Raw genomic sequence first — 20,557 nt, 5'->3', positions numbered from 1 at the left:
CGAAATTATACAAATCATCAAACAGTCATTTCTTAAAAACAGGATGGAAGAAGCAATTTGATAAGTTAAAAGTTGTAGATATAATGACAAATATTGAAAAAAGTCTCCCAATCATTGCTCAAGTAAAAATGAACGTTTATGATGGAAATTATAAAGAATGGATCATAGAATTAACAGATTTTTTAGGAGAATAAGATGAGAACATCGAAAAAGGTGTGAATAAATTAAAGAAAATAGCTTTATTGTATCGAAGAACAATGAAGGAATTAAGAATTAAGATAGAAAGGTGTACTCATTGTATCGTCACAGTAAAACATTTCTATTTCAAGAAAGAGGTGTGCTCTTTGAAGGCAGGGGCAGTAATATTAGCAGGTGGAAAGTCGAGTCGCATGGGGAAGAATAAAGCCCTTTTACAAATTAATGGAATTACGACTATTGAAAGAACAAAAAATAGTTTGAGAGAAGTATTTGATGACATTCTTTTAGTTGCTAACGATGATGAAAGATATCGATTTTTGAATGTCCCAATTACAAAAGATAAAGTAATAGATAAAGGGCCACTTGCAGGAATACATGCTGGTTTACTTACAGCTAACCATGATACGAACCTTTTTGTAGCTTGCGATATGCCTTTCATTTCTTCAAAGTTAGCCAAATTGTTAGTAGAGTTAAGTGATGGATTTGATGCAGTTGTTCCGGTAATAGACGGCGAACAACATCCTTTGTTTGCAGTCTATAAAAAATCTATTATAAGAGTGATAGAAAATTGTTTTGAAACTAAACAATTAAGAATTAAGTCACTGCTCAATAAAGTTAATGTGAAGTATGTGACAGAAGATCAATTGAAAAATAAAGAAATTGATAAACTTGAACAAGTTTTCTATAATATGAATCATCCTTTTGAATATGAAAAAGCAAAGATAATCGCAAAACAATAGCAACTCTCATAAGAAAAAAGGAAGGAAGTTAATGATGCAATTTTTTAATGTGAAAACAGTAGAGGAAACATATAAACAAATTGAAGAATTAGTAAAATCGGTTAAGGAAACTGAGGAAATACCGTTAGCAAGTTCTCTTCACCGTATAGTAGCTGAAGATGTAGTTGCTACAGAATCGGTCCCAAGCTTTCAGAGATCGACTGTCGATGGTTATGCTGTAAAAGCAAAAGAAACGTATGGTTCTTCAGAAACGCTGCCTGGTTTTTTATCTATTGTCGGTAAAGTAGTAATGGGGGAAGAGGTAACTACTCCACTTGGTAATGGAGAAGCTATTTACATTCCAACCGGCGGGATGATGCCACCTAATAGTGATAGTGTAATTATGATTGAACATTGTGAAGAACTATCAGACTTATTAAACACATATAAACAAGTAGCTCCTGGGGAAAATGTTATTCAAATTGGTGAGGATGTAAAAGCAGGAGAAGTAGTGGTTAAGAAAGGCACAAAGCTTCGGCCTCAGGAATTAGGTGCGATTGCTGCTATAGGGAAAACTCATGTAACAGTTTTTAAACAATTGACAATTGGCTACTTATCTAGTGGTGATGAAATTGTTCCTTATGAAACTACAAATCTACAAATAGGACAAGTTAGAGATATTAATGCGCTGACAATTTCAAGCCTTGTAAAAGAGTGGGGCTCCAAAATTATTTATGGTGGAATTGTAAGTGATGATTATATAGAATATCAAAATAGAGCAAAAGAATTATTTGATCAAGTCGATTGCCTTGTTCTTTCAGGTGGTAGTTCTGTCGGTGCGAAGGATTATACAACAAAGGTTATAGAGTCCTTAGGCCTACCAGGTGTATTTATTCACGGAGTATCAATAAAACCTGGAAAGCCTACGATTTTAGCAATGGCAGAAGAAAAGCCCGTTATTGGTTTGCCTGGTCATCCTGCATCTGCTATGATCATTTTTTCCTTATTTGCTGAGAAAATTATAAAGAAGTTAAGTGGCGAAATATCCCGTAAACGATTAGACAGAGTCCAAGTACGGTTAATGAAAAATATTCATTCTTCCATGGGACGAGCTGACTATATTCGGGTGAAATTGTTAGAAGTAGATGGAGAGTGGTGGGCTGATCCTATCATCGGAAAATCAGGTTTAATTTCCACTCTTGTTCAAAGTGATGGAATTGTTGAAATAAAATCGGAATATGAGGGTGCCAGAAAAGGTGAACTTGTGTCGGCAATAATGTTTTAACTAGGAGGGACTTTCGTGAGTGGAAGTGAAATAAAGCGTAAAGTATATTTACAAGATAAACCAAGACACCTTGCAAAAGAGGAGCTTTTACAAAAAATAAAGTTGGTTAAGGAAATAGAAACAGTCCCAACGAGTGATGCGTTAGGAAGAGTAACAGCATTACCGGTTCTTGCTAATCTTTCAATGCCTCATTACCATGCGTCCGCTATGGACGGTATTGCTGTCCGTGCAGAAGACACATATGAAGCACATGAACAAAGGCCTCTTCATCTTAAAAAGGGGGAGGACTTTAAGTATGTTGATACTGGTAACCCCATTCCAAATGAATTTAATGCAGTTATTATGGTTGAAGATCTTCAGGAAATTGATGAATGGACAATTGAGATTATCGCACCAGCAACTCCGTGGCAAAATATTAGGCCAGTAGGTGAAGATGTCGTTTGTGGAGAAATGATTTTACCTCAAGGTCATAAACTTCGCCCAGTAGACTTAGGGGCGTTACTAGCAGGGGGAGTCTTAGATCTCCCTGTAGTAAGAAAACCAAAGGTTGCTATTTTACCGACGGGCAATGAGCTTGTTCAACCAGGGGAAGCACTAAAACCTGGTAATATTGTCGAATTTAATGGAAAGGTTTTCGCTAGCTTTATACATGAGTGGGGTGGTGAACCACTATTAGGTGATATAGTTGGCGATAACCCGGACGAAATAAGTGACGCTATAGAAAAGGCAGCTCACGAAGCTGATATGATCATTATTAATGCTGGTTCTTCTGCTGGATCAAAGGATTATACCTACCATGTAATTAGTGACCTCGGTGTAGTGTATACACATGGAATTGCTACTAGACCTGGTAAACCTGTAATTTTAGGAGAAGTCAAAGGTAAGCCAATCATAGGTGTTCCAGGTTATCCTGTATCTGCTTATTTAGCACTAGAATGGTTTCTTCGTCCATTAGTATGTTCTTATCAAGGTATTCAAGAGCCTAAACGTGAAACAATGCGGGTGCGTTTAGGCAGAAGAGTTGTGTCTAACATGGGTGCAGAAGACTTTGTTCGCATGAATATTGGCTATGTTAACGGAGAATTTATTGCTAATCCTCTTACACGCGCTGCAGGAGTAACGATGTCGATGGTTAGGGCAGATGGAATTTTAGTTGTTGGACCTGATAGTTTAGGTTTAGAACAAGGAGAAGAAGTAGAAATTGAACTTTACAAATCAGCTGAGGATATTAAAAAGGCTATTCTATTTACAGGTAGTCATGATTTATCGATTGACATTATTTCTACCTTATTGAAAAAGACTGATGGAAGCAGGCAAATTAACTCTTCTCATGTTGGGAGTTTAGCAGGGTTAATGGCAATTAAAAAAGGAGAAGCTCATGTAACCGGAATTCATCTTCTAGATCCTGAAACAGGGACATATAATCTACCGTACGTGGAAAAATATTTAGCAAAAGAAGAAGTAGTAGTTATTCCATTTTTAAAACGTGAGCAAGGGTGGATTGTTGCAAAAGGAAACCCACTTCAAATTAAAACAATAGAAGACATTGTGAAAATGGGTGCAACATATGTAAATCGCCAACGTGGTGCAGGAACGAGAATTTTATTTGATTCTTTATTAAAAATGAGTAACTTTACTTCTGAACATGTTCGAGGATACGAAAGAGAAATGTTTTCTCATTTAAGTGTTGCAGCTGAAATAAAAGAAAAACAAAATTGTGTTGGCTTAGGTGTATATTCGGCGGCCAAAACAATGAACCTAGACTTTATACCAGTTGCTGATGAAGATTATGATATAGTTATGACAAAGAGTTTTTATGATAGCGTTAGTGGGAAAATGTTATTAAAGATCATCCAATCAGATGAATTTATACACAAGGTTGAACAATTAGGCGGCTACAAAGTAGTAAGGAATATAGAGCCTATTTTTTAACATAATCAGAATTTATAAATTTCTAACTTGGAAACTGTCTAGCTCCAGGCGCCATCGGCTCGATAACTTCAGACAAGCAACGGACTTCAATTACTGCTTGAGATCCTTCGTCGATTAGCCTCATGTAGCTTTGCTCCTGCGGTTACTCGTCGCACAAAACACTGCTTCGAGGAAGCTTGCTACGAAGCTATGCTAGAAGACGCAGAAGCACATAGATTTCGGTCAAAAACCCGACCGCTACGAGCAGGTCTTCCAGTGTTTGTCGCCGATAGGCGGGCGCCTTGCGCTTTTCGTAAGAAAGAGAACTCGTTCTAGCTTCGCTAGAACATCGGAAATTCAGATGGAGTCTCAACTCCACCTGAATGGAAGTTCCCACCTACGCTACGCTTAGAGGTGGGGGGCTATGCCCCTTAAGTACAAATCAGTTTAATTAAATTTAGTGAGGAGGATCTTACATGTTAAGCAATATAGGAATTCCGGGGTTAATATTAATCTTAGTTATTGCATTAGTTATTTTTGGGCCAAAAAAGCTTCCGGAAATCGGTAGGGCTATGGGTCAAACGCTAAAGGAATTTAAGAAATCGACTAGAGAATTAACGAGTGAATTTGAAGATGATGAAAAAAAAAATAATACTTCTGAGAAATTAGAGAAAACAGAAAAGTAAGAGGAATTAATTGGTATCGTATAGTGTAATTAATTTTGTATTAATTATCTTAATTTAATAACGATAAAGTAAGTAATGTTTATTAGTGAATTTGAATATTGCGCTAATTGTAATTCGTAGACTAATCTATAAGAAAAATATAATAAAGAAGGAGGGTGTCCTTAAAGTCTATACTTTTGGAAACCCTCCTTCGTTGTACTTGAAGCACGATTATGTGAATAAGCTAGTATAATTAAACTTTAGGTACAGTTATTGTGACTGTACTTCATATAAGTTTGTTTTTAAAGTTTTTCAACATTAACTGCTTGTGGTCCACGATTGCCAGTTTCAACCTCAAAGCTTACAGATTGCCCTTCTTCTAATGTTTTAAAGCCATCTCCTTGAATTGCAGAAAAATGAACAAATATGTCATCTTGTCCTTCTACTTCAATAAATCCAAAGCCTTTTTCTGCATTAAACCATTTAACTTTACCTTGCATTAAAAAATTCCTCCTAAATAGTTACCTGAAATTTATATCCATCTACTCATTCTTTGGATAGAAAATTCACTCGCTTTTTATCCAATTAAAGAACTTCATAATTTATTATTCATGCCACTAGGACACTATATCTAGTTATGTTAAACCAATTGTAACTTGATATGTGTTATGTGGCTTTATTTTGGTAATTATGATATTCACTCAAGTAAATGGACATTGATAATTTTCCCATAATGAATAAAAATATTCATTTTATATTTAATAACATCTTTTGACATCTCAAAGTATTTGAATAACAAATTTCCTTCAACCCAGTGGGGATGGAGGACACCCCCCACTGATTTGAAGTTCAGCTTTTATATTTTTATATGCCTCTGTATGTTTAAGAATAGATTTTTTTATTTCTAAAATAATAAGACAAGGATTATTACTTCATTGAAGCCAGTACCATAATTATAATGTAAAGAGGGGCGAGGTTATTATGGCAGAGAAAAAAACATGGGATCTTGTGTCCTTGGCTTCAATTCCCTTAGTAATGACGTTAGGGAATTCAATGTTAATTCCTGTCCTACCGACCATAGAGAAAGAATTACAAATTACTTCTCTACAAGTTAGTTTGATTATTACTGTATATTCAGTCGTTGCTATTGCCTTAATTCCAATTGCAGGTTATTTATCTGATCAATATGGAAGAAAACGAATCATTATACCGAGTTTGGTTATCGCCGCTTTAGGTGGTTTAATTTCTGGATGGTCTGCATGGCAAATGAAAGATGCTTATGGAGCAATCATAGTTGGTAGATTACTTCAAGGAGTAGGAGCAGCTGGAGCCGCACCTATAGTCATGCCGTTAGTGGGCGATCTTTATCAAAATGAAAGTGATGTAAGTAAGGGTCTAGGTGTTATTGAAACAGCAAATACATTTGGGAAAGTCTTGAGCCCAATACTAGGAGCAATTCTAGCTGCTTCGGTGTGGTTTATGCCATTTTTTGCTTTTCCTGTGTTTTGTTTGATTTCAATTTTCATGATGATCTTTCTAGTGAAAACACCTCCGTTATCAATTGTCCCTCCAAAAATAGACGTGTTTTTCAGATCATTAAAGTACATTTTTAAAAATGAGGGTCGTTGGTTATATGCAGTCTTTGCAATTGGCTGTATCTGTATGTTTGTTCTTTTCGGTGTATTATTTTACCTATCAACAATGTTAGAAGAACAGCATAACATTGAAGGAATTAAAAAAGGGATCATCCTTGCGATCCCACTTGCTGCTCTCTGTTTTTCTTCATATATTACAGGGAAAGGTATCGGTAAAGAAAAACAACGTATGAAGGTAGTTACTACTGTTGGTTTACTAATTCTAACAATTGCTAATTTTTCCGTTGCTTTTACAAAAGATATTTATGTACTACTAACGGCGATGTTTGCTTCTGGGTTAGGAATTGGATTTGCCTTGCCAAGTTTAGATGCTCTGGTTACAGAAGGAATAGAAAAGGAAGAAAGAGGTACAATTACGTCTGTTTATAGTAGTATGCGATTTGTTGGTGTAGCATTAGGACCACCTATTGTTGCTATTATTATGAAGGTTTCTCATTTTATTTTGTTTGTTATTATTACATTTATTAGCTTAATAGCCGTGTTAATATCAATGATTTTTATTAAACCATCAGAGGATGATTAAAGTGAGATACATAATATTCTAAAATAGAGAAGCTAATTAGATATGCTTTTTTCTTTTATCTGTGTATAATAAAGGAAAATTAGGGAGATTGGAGTGTCATTAGTAACGTTGCTTAATCAAACATTTTCATTTGTCGATTATTACAATAATATGGTAGAACTTTCATTTGTACCAAATGCATTCTCCGAAAATCCAAAGCACGTTTGGATTATTTGTCAATATAAAAATAAATGGCTTCTAACCTGTCATGAAGACCGGGGGTTTGAATTTCCAGGTGGGAAAGTAGAGGAAGGTGAAACTGCAGATCAAGCTGCTGTTCGTGAAGTTTACGAAGAAACAGGTGGAATTATAAAAAAAATACTCAATTTAGGTCAATATAAAGTTACAGCTAAACATGAAATAGTCATTAAAAATGTCTACTATGCCCAAATTGACCGTTTAGAAAAGAGAGAGCATTATTTTGAAACTAAGGGTCCTACTTTATTTAGCGACCTTCCTGAGAATATTCGAGAAAATAAACAATTTAGCTTTTTAATGAAAGACGGTGTTCTCACCCATTGTTTAGATATAATAAAAAAGAAAGAAATGATTTTTGACTGAGTGAATTTCATAATTACCTAAATGGATCTACATAAGTCTAAATATACAACATTTAGTATCAGAGTAGCGAAAATAAACAATTGTGAAATCCATTAACGTGGAGAATTTATAAGAGATATGGGGTGAAAAATAATTGTAAGGCCACCAAATTCGTTATTTTGCTAAAAGTCTTAAATTATTAAAGTTTTTGCCCCAGAGCATTCCCTATTTAGTCTTGAGATAGCTATTTTTTAATGATTTTGATCAAATAGGAGATCTTGTGTCTACGAAAGTATTAAAAACGCTTTTTTTCAAAAAAAGTGGAATCTCTATCCTATAGAGTAGCTACTAAAAATATAGGTTGAGTCAGAAAAACGCACAAATATTTTGTGCGTTTTTCATGCTAATATTATGTCTCACACTCGTGACCTAAGGATTTGCATCTTCTATTTATTGTTGAAGTTGTTTCATTAATTTTCGTTCTAATAACTCAACACCTTGATACATAACTGTTGCGAGTATTGCAATAACTAACAAGCTTAGAATGACTAAATTGAAGTTGAATACTTGGAAACCGTAAATAATCATATAACCTAGTCCTTTTTTAGAGACAAGAAATTCTCCTACAATGACACCAACCCAAGAAAGTCCCACGTTTACTTTTAATGTTGAAACGATTGTTGGTAACGTAGCTGGTAAAATGACGGATTGAAACGATTGAGATTTAGTTGCTCCAAAGGTCTGCACAACTTTTAAATAGTTCTCATCTACATTCTTAAATCCATTATAAACGACTAGGGTTGTAATAATAACCGAAATTAAAGCCCCCATAGCAATAATCGAAGAATACCCTGGCCCGAGACCAACAATTAAAATAGGGCCAAGAGCAATTTTAGGCATCGAGTTTAATACTACAAGGTATGGGTCAAGAACGCGTGAAACAAACGGAGACCACCATAATATTGCGGCTAACATAGTTCCTATAAATGTTCCAAGAATAAAACCTGCAATCGTTTCGAATAAAGTCACAGATAAATGAGTAAATAAAGAACCATCTATTACTTTTTCAATAAAGAGTTTCCAAACCCGTGATGGCATACTAAATAATAAAGGATCTATCCACCGTAGCCTAGAAGCAGTTTCCCAAATAGCAAAAAAAGAGACTAATATGCTTAATTGAACAATCTTTATTTTAATTTTCTCAATACGTTTATTTTGCTTATATTCTTCATGGAGTTTAGATACTGAATTTTTCAAGGCTCTCCAACTCCTTCCATATTTGTTGAAAGAGCTCATTAAATCTTGGATGATTTCTTGCTTGGAATGGCATTAAAACTCTTAGTTCTTGAGGGATTTCAAATATTTGATAAATAGTCCCAGGGCGTGCTGATAATAAAACAATCCGATCTGACATGGCAATTGCTTCCCCAATGTCATGGGTAACTAATATTGCTGTTTTTTTTTGCTCTTTAATAGTATGAGAGACGAGATCTTCAAGCTTTAGTTTTGTTTGATAATCTAGTGCCGAAAAGGGTTCATCTAATAAAAGAAGAGTTGGTTGTGTTGCAAGCATTCGAACTAAAGCAACACGTTGTCTCATCCCTCCAGATAATTGACTAGGAAAATCATTTTTTTTGTCTATTAACCCCATTTTATCTAGTAGCAACAATGCGTATTCCTTTTTATCTTGCATAAGTTTTTTCATAGTTTTTAAACCGATTGTAATATTTTGCTCGATTGTTAACCAAGGAAATAAATAGTCTTGTTGAAGCATATAACCAGTTTTTGGTGATGGACGCAAGATTTGCTGCCCCTCAATAATAATCTCTCCATTTGTCGGTTGAATGAGGCCTGCAATTAAAGATAATAATGTTGTCTTGCCACAGCCACTTGGACCGATGATAGAAATAAATTCTCCATTATCAACAGAGAGTGTAATATCTTTGAGGGCGGTTGTTGCAGTTTCTTGTGAAAAAAAAGTTTTATCTACATTGTTAATATTTACAATAGACACAGCAAAACCTCCCTTTTGTGTTGATTTAATTTAATAATTGCAAGAGTCATTAGTCGACTCTTGCCATACCCTTACCTCTACAAAGCTATTCCATAACCTTATCAGCAAATTCTGTATTTACTAATTTTTCATATTCAACTTCCATTGGTAGCTCCCCAGCTTGGTCCATGATTTGTTGGAGATTCTCCCAAGCTTCTTCTTTAATTCTAGGTGTTGTTGCGTAAGAGCCTTGAGATTTATAGTTATGAACCACGTTTTCAATTACTTCTATATCAGTATCGCTGAAAAATGGTTGAATTGACCTTGCTATTTCTTCATTTGAGCTTGACTCTACCCATTGTTGTGCCTTATATAATGCTCTAGTAAATCTTTCAATAACATCACGATTGTTTTTAATAAAACTTTCCTTTGCCATAAAACCAGTGTAAGGTACTGTACCAGATTCTATTCCAAATGAGGCCACTATGTGACCAATACCATCTATCTCAAATTGTGTAGCTGTTGGTTCAAATAGTTGAACATAGTCTCCAGTTCCAGAAGCAAAGGCGCTAGGGATATTTCCGAAGTCGATGTTTTGGATTAGATTTAAATCTTTATGAGGGTCGATTCCGTGTTTTCTTAAGACGTGCTCCCCAACCATTTGCGGCATTCCGCCAATGCGTTGACCCAGAAATGTGCTGCCTTTTAACATATCCCAGTCAAAGTTACTAATTTTTTCTCTAGAGACAAGGAATGTTCCATCTTGCTGAGTAAGTGCAGCAAAGTTAATTGCAGGATCATTTGCTTCTTGAGCATAGACATAAATAGAAGTCTCTGCACCTACTAGTGCTATGTCCGCACCTCCTGCAAGAAGGGTTGTCATCGTATTATCGCCACCCCAAGTCGTTGTTAAGTCTACTTTTATCCCTTCTTCCTCAAAAAAACCTTCAGAAATTGCTATATATTGTGGAGCGTAAAAAATTGAACGTGTCACCTCTGCTAAGCGAACGGTATCCATATCATCATCGGATGAACACCCTACAAAAAATAAAATTGAAACAGCCGTCAGAATCATCAAGAAAATTTTACCAATACCTTTCATTATTTATTCCTCCTGAAAAACGTATTTATTTTATGTAATACTATATGTTAATCCGCCCAGAAGTGTGTGTAGAGCAATAGAAAAAGTGACTATTTGTTAGTACTTGAGTAAATTTCAAGATGACCAAAAGCAACCCGCATAATCTAGTTATGAACGGTTTAACGTAACTAAAAATAGCAAATTAGTGGCGAGAATAATTATGAGATTGGTTAACTAAATAATTTATCTTTTTCCTGTCATAAACTTACTAAAATAAAAAACACGCTTGAGAAATTATAGCGTGTTAGGTAAAATATTAAACTTTAGGTCCAGCGCTTATAATACGTTCTGAAACCTTATCAAACTTTTTAAAGTTTTCTTGAAACTTACGTGCAAGTTCTTTTGCTTTTGTGTCGTACGCATTTCTATCTAACCAAGTTTCTCTTGGTTGGAGTATTTCATCTGGAACGCCTGGACAATGGATAGGAATACATAATCCAAAAATAGGGTCAATAATCGTTTCAACATTGTTCAACTCTCCGTGGAGTGCAGCACGTACCATTGCTCGTGTGTATGGTAAACTCATACGCTTACCAATACCATATTCTCCGCCAAACCAACCTGTATTTACTAAGAACACTTTAATATCATGCTGGTTAATTTTTTCTTCCAACATTTTTGCATAATAGTAGGCAGAGAGCGGAAGAAAGGGTGATGCGAAGCAAGGAGAGAAAGTAGCTTCTGGTTTTGTAATACCTCGTTCAGTTCCTGCTACTTTACTTGTATAACCTGATAAGAAGTGGTACATGGCTTGATCCTTTGATAATTTACTAATAGGTGGTAATACGCCAAATGCATCGGCAGTTAAGAAAATAATTGTATTAGGGTGTCCCGCAACACTTGGAAAAATAGAGTTAGGGATAAGCTCAAGTGGATAAGCTGCGCGGGTGTTTTCAGTTAGTTGTGTATCATCGTAGATGGGCTTTCTATTTTGGTCTAGGACAACATTTTCTAATACTGAGCCAAACCTGATGGCATTGTAGATTTGTGGTTCTTTTGTCTCAGAAAGGTTTATACACTTAGCATAACAACCGCCCTCAATATTAAAAATGCCAGTATGTGACCAACCGTGTTCATCATCACCAATTAAATGACGCTCTAAATCAGCAGATAAAGTCGTTTTTCCAGTACCTGATAATCCGAAGAATAAGGCTATATCACCTTCACTCCCTACATTTGCTGAACAATGCATAGAGAGAATATTTTTTTTAGGTAACAAATAATTCATGACCGTAAAAATCGATTTTTTTATCTCTCCAGCATATTCAGTTCCACCAATTAAAATAATACGTTTTTCAAAAGAAATAATAATAAACGTTTCTGAAACAGTTCCATCAATTTTAGGGTTAGCTTTAAACCCTGGTGCCGATATGATTGTAAACTCGCTTGTGTGGGTTACTAATTCTTCTTTTGTAGGGCGAATAAATAATTGACGAGCAAAAAGATTATGCCAGGCCAATTCGTTAATAATTAAGATTGGTAAACGGTACCCTTTATCTGCGCTAGCAAAGTTTTTCGATATATATATTTCATCTTTATTTTCTAAATAGGACAGGACTTTTTTAAAAAGATTTTCAAAAACTTCTCTACTTATAGGTTGGTTTATAGAACTCCAATTAATATCTTTAATAGAAGCTTCTTTTACAAAAAATTTGTCTTTTGGAGATCTTCCAGTATAGTTTCCAGTTGTCGTTTGTAGAGCGCCACTAGATGTTAAAACACCTTCTTTTCGTTCGAGAGCTCTCTCTACTAACTGTGAAACAGGTAAATCGTTACATACATTTTTTCCTTTTATTATTTTGTCTAATTCTAGTTCGAAATTAAATGTAGTCATACTTACCAAGACCCTTCCTCAAATTAAAGTTATCCAATAGTTTTATTTACTATTATATAATAGCCTTTTGAAAATTCTACTAATAAACATCAGGAAATAAAAAGTTGTGGTAAATAATATCTTTCGACAAAATCAGCGCTACCAACTAAAAACAGTTGACATTGTTAGACACGTATTATATGATATGTCCCGAACGGATACTCTTATCCCGAGTCGGTGGAGGGACAGGCCCAATGAAACCCGGCAACCAACACTTCGTGTAAGTTTATATCTTCACGTTACATAACAGTGAAAAGGTGCTAACCTGCAAGACTTGTGTCTTGATCGATAAGAGGCGAAAGGCGGATAATCAAAACCTTTTCCTCTAAGGGAAAAGGTTTTTCAAGTGGGCTAGATTCAAGAGGTCACACACTTAATTTATTTTGGGTAAATTAGGTGTGTGAAGTCGTACATGAATTAACCAATTACTTAGTGTAATCATTATGAGGATGGAAAAGCTAAGTTACAGAAGGAAAAGATTTGTTCTTTCAATACAATATTCTGTTTGACTTTTTTTTAGTCATAGGGAAAATGAGTACCGTATCAAAGAAGTGCATATCCTAAAGGGGATAAAGGAGGTACAAACATGTCAGAAAAGAAAAAACGTCATTTATTTACATCAGAATCAGTTACAGAAGGTCATCCGGACAAAATTTGTGACCAAATTTCTGATTCCATTCTTGATGCTATTTTAGCTAATGATCCTAATGCACGTGTGGCTTGTGAAACATCGGTAACAACAGGATTAGTACTCGTAGCAGGGGAGATTACAACTTCTACATATGTTGACATTCCAAAGATCGTACGTGAAACGGTTCGTGAAATTGGTTATACACGTGCTAAATATGGATTTGACTCAGAAACTTGTGCTGTTTTAACATCGATTGACGAACAGTCTCCAGATATTGCTCAAGGTGTTAACCAGGCTTTAGAAGCACGTGAAGGTCAAATGACTGATGCTGAAATCGAAGCAATCGGTGCTGGAGATCAGGGGTTAATGTTTGGTTATGCAGATAATGAAACACCTGAATTAATGCCACTGCCCATTTCACTTGCTCATAAACTTGCCCGTCGCTTAACAGAAGTAAGAAAAGAGGATATTCTTCCTTATTTACGTCCGGATGGAAAAACACAAGTAACAGTAGAGTATGATGAAAATGGTAAACCAGTACGCATTGATACGATTGTTATTTCAACTCAACATCATCCGGAAGTTACTCTAGAGCAAATACAACGAAATTTAAAAGAGTATGTTATTAAACCAGTAGTTCCAGCCAATTTAATTGATGAAGAGACAAAATACTTCATTAACCCAACAGGTCGATTTGTTATCGGTGGGCCTCAAGGGGATGCAGGTTTAACTGGTCGTAAAATAATTGTTGATACGTATGGTGGTTATGCTCGTCATGGTGGGGGAGCTTTTTCTGGTAAAGATCCTACAAAAGTGGACCGTTCTGCAGCTTATGCAGCTCGTTATGTTGCAAAGAACATTGTAGCAGCAGGACTTGCTGATCGCTGTGAAGTTCAACTTGCTTATGCTATAGGTGTAGCTCAGCCAGTTTCCATTTCTATTGATACATTTGGAACTGGTAAAGTGACTGAAGAAGTACTAGTAGAGGTTGTTCGTGACAATTTTGATCTTCGTCCAGCTGGAATTATTAAAATGTTAGATTTACGTCGTCCAATTTACAAACAAACTGCTGCATACGGACATTTTGGACGTACAGATATTGAATTACCATGGGAATTCACAGATAAAGCTGAGGCATTAAAAGCTCAAGCATTAAAATAAATTTTAAAAACAGGTAGTTGTTATTAATAACAACTACCTGTTTTTTTTTTAGAGAAGAAATTTTGAAAATAGAAAATAACCTATTTCTAACATTTTTCCTCCCGTTTTTTGAAAAGGCAAAGCAACTTCCGTTAAGGGTCGTTCGTTCGGGAAAAAGATACTTGTATTTTTCTTGTTATTATTTCACACTTCTTGGCAATTTTTCGTTGTGAAAAATATCGAAATATGAATTTTCATGTCGGAAAAACGAATATAACTTGGAAAAATATCGATTTTGTTCGATAAAACAAATAATTTGTTGTAAGAAATTAGTAACACTTTGCTAGTAGATTTATTTACAATAAATTAGTGAAACTAGTTATTTTAAAAAGGATTTTGTCTCAACGGTGTCGAAAAAATACATAAATACCTAAATTTGTATAAGTGGATTTATATCATGTTCGTAAGGCATAACTTGATCCATTAATAAAATGTTTTTTTCTGCTCGGATAAAGTCATATTAAATCTAGTATCAAAAGTAAAAAGTGTAGGGGAGAAGATGATGGCAGATATAATACTAAGTGATCACGACCTTTATTTATTTCATCAAGGAAATTTGTTCTATAGTTACAATTTTATGGGTGCACACATTTCTACAGAGAAAGGGGAAAAGGGTGTCCGATTTACGGTGTGGGCTCCTAATGCCGTCGAAGTAAGAGTAGTGGGTAGTTTTAATAATTGGAATGGCTATGAACACAAAATGGAAAAAATAACCAATAATGGAATTTGGACAATGTTTATACCAGGTCTGAAAGAAGGGGATCTGTATAAATACGAAATTCTTGCAAAATCAGGTGAAGTTTTTCAAAAGTCAGATCCATACGCTTTTTACTCCGAATTACGGCCAAATACTGCCTCGAAAGTAACTTCTCTAAGAGGATATCAGTGGAATGATGATGAATGGCAACAAAAGAAGATGGAAAGAAACGTTTATGAGGAACCCCTCCTGATTTATGAAGTTCATTTAGGTTCATGGAAGTTAAACGAAGAAGGTGAGTTTTTAACATATCGAGAGCTTGCACATGAACTTGTCGATTATGTGAGTGAGATGGGCTACACTCATATTGAAATTTTACCTATCAATGAGCATCCGTATGACCGTTCATGGGGTTACCAATTAACGGGCTATTATTCAGTGACTAGTCGTTTTGGTACACTGGATGATTTTAAATATTTCGTTGATATGTGTCATCAAAAAGGTATTGGTGTCATTCTTGATTGGGTACCAGGGCATTTTTGTAAAGATGCTCACGGCCTTCGACTTTTTGATGGTGGGCCTGTTTTTGAATATGAAGATATACATAAAGCTGAGAAAAAAGAATGGGGTACACTTACGTTTGATTTTGGAAGACCAGAAGTTCAGTCATTTTTAATTTCTAACGCTCTGTTTTGGATGGATTTATTTCATATTGATGGACTTCGAGTAGATGCTGTTTCTAGTATGCTTTATTATAATCACGGAAAAAGTGATGATGATGTAGATGTTAGAAATACATATGGTGGTTATGAAAACTTAGAAGCCATTTCATTTATTAGAAAACTAAATGAAACGGTTTTCCATTATTATCCTAATGCTTTAATGATGGCCGAAGAATCAACAGCATGGCCTAATGTTAGCGGACCAACGTATTTAGGTGGGCTAGGTTTTAACTTTAAGTGGAACATGGGTTGGATGAATGACATGCTTAAATACATGGAAATGGATCCGATTTATCGAAAGTTTCACCATAATCTCATTACTTTCTCGTTCTTTTATGCCTATTCAGAGAATTTCCTTTTACCAATGTCTCACGATGAAGTAGTTCATGGAAAAAAATCTTTATTAAACAAAATGCCAGGAGATTATTGGCAAAAGTTTGCTAATTTAAGAGCCTTTTACGGTTATATGGCTGCGCATCCAGGTAAGAAGCTATTGTTTATGGGTAGTGAATTCGGTCAATTTTCTGAATGGAAGGACCTTGAAGACTTAGATTGGGAAATACTTGGATATGAAATGCATGGAAAGATGCACAAATTTGTAAATCAATTGAATAAGTTTTACTTGAATGAACCAGCTTTTTGGGAGCTGGATCATGAGCATCAAGGTTTTCAATGGATTGATCCAAATAATTACGAACAAAGTATTGTTTCGTTTATTAGGAAAGGCCATAAGGATAATGAACAATTAATCATTTTATGCAATTTTACACCTGTCGTTTACCATGATTATAAAGTTGGTGTTCCATTCTATGCTGATTACGTTGAAGAGTTTAATAGCGATAGTATGGAGTTTGGCGGATCAGGTCAAAAGAATGAAGGTATTATAAAAGCAATTGATGAAAATTGGCATAATCAACCTTACTCGATACAAGTAACAATTCCGCCGTTATCATTCGTTGTTTTTCGTCCAACAAACATACAAGTAAAACCAAAAACTAAGGGGGGCAAACAAAATGGAAATGAAAATGAAAAAAGAGTGCGTCGCAATGTTACTAGCAGGGGGAGAAGGGAAAAGACTAGGACGGTTAACGAAAAACTTAGCTAAACCAGCCGTTTATTTTGGTGGTAAATATAGAATTATTGATTTTCCATTAAGTAATTGTACGAATTCAGGGATTGATACAGTAGGCGTTCTCACTCAATACTCACCACTTATTTTAAACTCTTATATTGGTATAGGATCTGATTGGAGTTTAGATCGTAAACATGGTGGTGTTTCAGTACTTCCCCCTTTCCAAGCCCAAGGTGGCGGTGGATGGTATAGTGGTACAGCAGATGCAATCTACCAAAATATTAATTTTATTGAACAATATAATCCGAAATATGTCCTTGTTTTGTCAGGAGACCATATTTATAAGATGAATTATGCAAAAATGCTAAAATACCATAAAGAACAAGAGGCTGATGTTACAATTTCTGTTATCCAAGTACCTTGGGAAGAAGCAAGTCGTTTCGGTATATTAAATACTACTGATGATTTACGGATTCATACCTTTGACGAAAAGCCAGCTGAACCGAAAAGTAACTTAGCTTCCATGGGTATTTATATTTTTAACTGGGACTTGTTAAAAAGTTATTTAATAGAAGATGCAAAAAATTTAGAATCAAGTCACGATTTTGGAAAAAATGTACTACCTACACTTTTAAATGATGGTAAACGCCTGTACGCTTATGAGTTTGAAGGTTATTGGAAAGATGTAGGTACGGTTGATAGTTTATGGGAAGCGAACATGGATTTGTTAGCTGATGAGCCACAATTCAATTTAAATGATACTAATTGGCGCATGTATTCTGTAAACCCTAACCAACCACCGCAATATATTTCACGAAACTCAACTGTCAATCAGAGTCTTATTAATGAGGGCTGCTTAGTATATGGGAATATTGATCACTCTATATTGTTTTATGGAGTCGAGGTAGGAGAAGGAAGCAGTATTAAGGATTCTGTCATTATGCCTAATGTAAAAATTGGTAAAAATGTTGTAATTGAAAAAGCGATTATCGCTGAAAACACGATCATTGAAGATGATGTAATCATTCGCCCTGAACCTGGGAGAGAATCAGAGATTACGCTGATAGGTGAAAATAGTGTCATTACGGAAAAAGCTGCTGTCCATACTAACGTATAAATTGGGGGTCTAAAAGATGGAGATTATGGGAGTCATTAATCTAGATAACGAGCAAGAGTTTTTAAACGAATTAACGTATTTTCGCTGCGGGGCAGCAGTGCCATTTGGTGGAAGGTACCGTCTAATTGATTTTGTCATTTCAAATATGACAAACTCTGGAATGATAGATATTGCTGTTTTTACAAGACGCAAATATCGTTCGCTCATGGATCATCTTGGTAAGGGTAAAGCATGGGATTTAGATATGAAATACGGTGGATTGTTTATCCTACCGCCAGACTGGAATGATCCAACTGATATTTCAAAAGGTGATTTACAGCATTTTCATAATAATCTAGATTATTTCTATCGAGGTAAAGCAGATTACGTATTAATTTCTGGAAGTCAACATATAGGGAATATAGATTACAAAGAAGTCTATGAACAACACGTAAAAACTGGTGCTGATGTGACTCTCATTCATAAAAAAGTAGATATGTTAGAACCGGAACATAAGCAATGCCAGAAGCTTGAAGTTACTCCTGAAGGCCGAGTAAAAAAAGTAACAAACGAAGAGTACAACAATAACGTGTACATGAACATGTACCTAATTAATAAGAAGGTACTTTTGCAGATGCTTGAACACGGTATTGCTCACGGCGCGACTCACTTTTTTAACGATTGTGTCGTAAAAGAACTTCAAAATTTAAATGTACAGTCCTTTGAATATAAGGGTACTCACTCAGTGATTAACTCAGTTCAAAGTTACTACAAAAATAGCTTACGTTTACTAGACCCTATGTATTATAGAAAGTTATTTTTTGGAGAACAAACAATTTATACAAAGGTAAAAAATGAACCGCCAGCGAAATATTTACAAGGAGCTAATGTATCAAATTCATTAGTGGGTAACGGCTGCATAATTGAAGGTACTGTAGAAAATAGTATTTTGTTCCGTGGAGTAGTTGTTCAAAAAGGTGCAGTTGTGAAAAATTCTATTATTATGCAACGTTGTGAAATTAAGGAAGGTTCAATTGTGGAAAATGTAATTCTTGATAAAGATGTTTCATTATCAGAAGGTAAGCGATTAATTGGAAACGAACATTTACCGTTTGTTATTCCGAAAAGAAAAGTAATATAAAGTTAGGAGATGTTTAATGATGAAAGTCCTATTCGTTGCTACAGAGTGTACCCCGTTTATAAAGACAGGTGGATTGGCTGATGTTGTTGGTGCTTTGCCAAAAGAACTACAAAAAGAAGGAGTAGATGTACGCGTCGTACTTCCAAAATATGAAAAAATCTCACAGGACTTTAAAAACGAGATGGAACACATATACAGTGGAGGCGCACCAGTAGGATGGCGAAATCAATTCTTAGGTGTAGAGGTGCTCGTAAAAGATGACATCACGTATTACTTCATTGACAATGAATATTATTTTAAACGAGTAGGACTTTACGGGTATTATGACGATGGTGAGCGCTTTGCTTATTTTAACCGAGCGGTATTAGAGATGCTTCCTCAAGTTGATTTTCAACCTGATGTTATTCATTGCCATGATTGGCAGGCGTCTCTAATTCCGTTATTCTTAAAAACACATTACAGAAATAATTCTTTCTATCAAGAGATTAAAACAATGTTTACCGTTCATAACTTGAAATATCAGGGGATTTTCCCGAAAGAAGTCTTACCTGAGCTACTTGGTTTAGGGGACGAGCACATAGGCGGTGTAGAGTTTGATGGTTGTGTAAACTACCTTAAAGGTGCACTATTCCATGCAGATGTATTAACGACAGTAAGTGAAACATATGCAAATGAAATACAAGATCCTTATTATGGAGAAAAGCTAGACGGCTTACTACGCGATCGCTCAAATGATTTATGTGGAATTATTAACGGACTTGATTACGCAGAATATGATCCAATGAAGGATGAAAACTTGTCGTTCCCTTATCGGAGTTCGAAAGTTAAAAAGCAGAAAAATAAGCTGCAACTACAAGAGCAGCTTGGGCTTCCGCAGTCTGCAGATACACCAATGCTAGCTATTGTTACAAGACTAGTAGAACAAAAGGGCCTTGACCTTGTCACTAGTATTTTTGACGATCTAATGAAAAATGATGTGCAATTTGTAATTTTAGGTACTGGCGATTATGAGTATGAGCAATTTTTCCGTGACGCAGCTTATCGCTACCCGGAGAAAGTATCAACTCACATTACGTTTAACGAGGGATTTGCTCGTAGAATTTATGCAGCTAGTGATATGTTTCTTATGCCTTCAAGATTTGAGCCTTGTGGTATCGGTCAGTTAATAGCTCTACGTTATGGAAGTGCACCAATTGTCCGAGAAACAGGTGGACTTGTTGATACTGTTACCCCTTTTGATGAAGAGAGTTTACAAGGGAATGGATTTAGTTTTTCGAATTACAATGCTCATGACATGCTTTTCACTATTAATAGAGCGATTTCAATCTACAATGATTCTTCACTATGGACAGCCTTGTTAAAAAACATGACAAAGTCTGATAATAGTTGGAACAGGTCTGCAAAAGCATATAATCATCTTTATCACAATCTAATAGGAGCAAACTAATGAGTATTA

The 20,557-nt window shown here is 35.3% G+C and carries 16 protein-coding genes and 1 riboswitch; of the genes, 11 read left to right on the top strand and 5 right to left on the bottom strand.

Translation table 11 applies throughout. The features are described 5' to 3' along the window. The first annotated feature begins 335 nt into the window (after positions 1–335). The 4 genes from mobA (at position 336) to BKP37_RS13750 (ending at position 4,799) form a co-directional block, all read left to right on the top strand. Positions 336–938, top strand: a complete 603-nt coding sequence (mobA, locus tag BKP37_RS13765) for a molybdenum cofactor guanylyltransferase (protein ID WP_245712531.1) — start codon at positions 336–338, stop codon at positions 936–938. Between the two features lie 31 nt (positions 939–969). Then, complete coding sequence (locus tag BKP37_RS13760) at positions 970–2,202, top strand: molybdopterin molybdotransferase MoeA (RefSeq protein ID WP_342707796.1); 1,233 nt, start codon at positions 970–972, stop codon at positions 2,200–2,202. A 15-nt stretch (positions 2,203–2,217) separates the two neighbouring features. Continuing rightward, on the top strand, positions 2,218–4,134 hold the full coding sequence (locus BKP37_RS13755) for a molybdopterin biosynthesis protein (RefSeq protein WP_071310179.1): 1,917 nt from the start codon (positions 2,218–2,220) through the stop codon (positions 4,132–4,134). Positions 4,135–4,589: 455 nt separating this feature from the next. Then, the gene (locus BKP37_RS13750) at positions 4,590–4,799 is read left to right on the top strand and encodes a twin-arginine translocase TatA/TatE family subunit (RefSeq protein WP_071310178.1); all 210 of its coding nucleotides are present in this window, start codon (positions 4,590–4,592) and stop codon (positions 4,797–4,799) included. A 281-nt stretch (positions 4,800–5,080) separates the two neighbouring features. Here the strand turns inward: BKP37_RS13750 and BKP37_RS13745 are convergent, their stop codons facing one another. After that, positions 5,081–5,278, bottom strand: coding sequence for a cold-shock protein (locus tag BKP37_RS13745; RefSeq protein WP_071310177.1), 198 nt, complete (start codon positions 5,276–5,278; stop codon positions 5,081–5,083). Between the two features lie 481 nt (positions 5,279–5,759). On the opposite strand from BKP37_RS13745, the gene bcbE reads away from it, so the two are divergent. After that, the gene (bcbE, locus tag BKP37_RS13740; RefSeq protein WP_071310176.1) at positions 5,760–6,956 is read left to right on the top strand and encodes a bacillibactin exporter BcbE; all 1,197 of its coding nucleotides are present in this window, start codon (positions 5,760–5,762) and stop codon (positions 6,954–6,956) included. A gap of 93 nt (positions 6,957–7,049) precedes the next feature. Continuing rightward, positions 7,050–7,556, top strand: coding sequence for an RNA deprotection pyrophosphohydrolase (ytkD, locus tag BKP37_RS13735; protein WP_281243068.1), 507 nt, complete (start codon positions 7,050–7,052; stop codon positions 7,554–7,556). Positions 7,557–7,985: 429 nt separating this feature from the next. Here ytkD and BKP37_RS13730 read toward each other — a convergent pair whose 3' ends face one another. From BKP37_RS13730 to pckA, 4 genes are all read right to left on the bottom strand, one after another. Next, a complete protein-coding gene (locus BKP37_RS13730; protein WP_425424994.1) occupies positions 7,986–8,741 on the bottom strand; it encodes an ABC transporter permease in 756 nt (251 codons plus the stop codon). Positions 8,742–8,772: 31 nt separating this feature from the next. Further along, entirely contained in the window at positions 8,773–9,549 is a 777-nt protein-coding gene (locus BKP37_RS13725) for an ABC transporter ATP-binding protein (RefSeq protein ID WP_071310174.1), read from the bottom strand. Positions 9,550–9,634: 85 nt separating this feature from the next. Beyond that, positions 9,635–10,630 carry an ABC transporter substrate-binding protein gene (locus BKP37_RS13720; protein ID WP_071310173.1) on the bottom strand — a complete coding sequence of 332 codons (996 nt, stop codon included), beginning with the start codon at positions 10,628–10,630 and terminating at the stop codon, positions 9,635–9,637. Positions 10,631–10,925: 295 nt separating this feature from the next. After that, positions 10,926–12,503, bottom strand: a complete 1,578-nt coding sequence (pckA, locus tag BKP37_RS13715) for a phosphoenolpyruvate carboxykinase (ATP) (RefSeq protein ID WP_071310172.1) — start codon at positions 12,501–12,503, stop codon at positions 10,926–10,928. Between the two features lie 200 nt (positions 12,504–12,703). Continuing rightward, a riboswitch (SAM riboswitch) is annotated at positions 12,704–12,837 on the top strand. Positions 12,838–13,128: 291 nt separating this feature from the next. Here pckA and metK point away from each other — a divergent pair. The 5 genes from metK (at position 13,129) to glgA (ending at position 20,548) form a co-directional block, all read left to right on the top strand. Continuing rightward, a complete protein-coding gene (gene metK, locus BKP37_RS13710; RefSeq protein WP_071310171.1) occupies positions 13,129–14,334 on the top strand; it encodes a methionine adenosyltransferase in 1,206 nt (401 codons plus the stop codon). 541 nt (positions 14,335–14,875) lie between these two features. Then, entirely contained in the window at positions 14,876–16,897 is a 2,022-nt protein-coding gene (gene glgB, locus BKP37_RS13705; RefSeq protein WP_071310170.1) for a 1,4-alpha-glucan branching protein GlgB, read from the top strand. Next, positions 16,806–17,981, top strand: a complete 1,176-nt coding sequence (locus BKP37_RS13700; RefSeq protein WP_425424992.1) for a glucose-1-phosphate adenylyltransferase — start codon at positions 16,806–16,808, stop codon at positions 17,979–17,981. The genes glgB and BKP37_RS13700 overlap by 92 nt, the downstream gene beginning before the upstream one ends. Positions 17,982–17,997: 16 nt before the next feature. Next, complete coding sequence (gene glgD / locus BKP37_RS13695; RefSeq protein ID WP_071310169.1) at positions 17,998–19,101, top strand: glucose-1-phosphate adenylyltransferase subunit GlgD; 1,104 nt, start codon at positions 17,998–18,000, stop codon at positions 19,099–19,101. 19 nt (positions 19,102–19,120) lie between these two features. Further along, positions 19,121–20,548 (top strand): glycogen synthase GlgA, encoded by a 1,428-nt coding sequence (glgA, locus tag BKP37_RS13690; protein ID WP_084034726.1) that lies wholly within the window; start codon positions 19,121–19,123, stop codon positions 20,546–20,548. Positions 20,549–20,557: the final 9 nt, after the last annotated feature.

This window comes from Anaerobacillus alkalilacustris (assembly GCF_001866005.1).
GTDB classification, from domain to species: domain Bacteria; phylum Bacillota; class Bacilli; order Bacillales; family Anaerobacillaceae; genus Anaerobacillus; species Anaerobacillus alkalilacustris.
The sequence above is the reverse complement of the archived record's forward strand: the minus strand, read 5'-3'. Positions and strand labels throughout refer to the sequence as shown.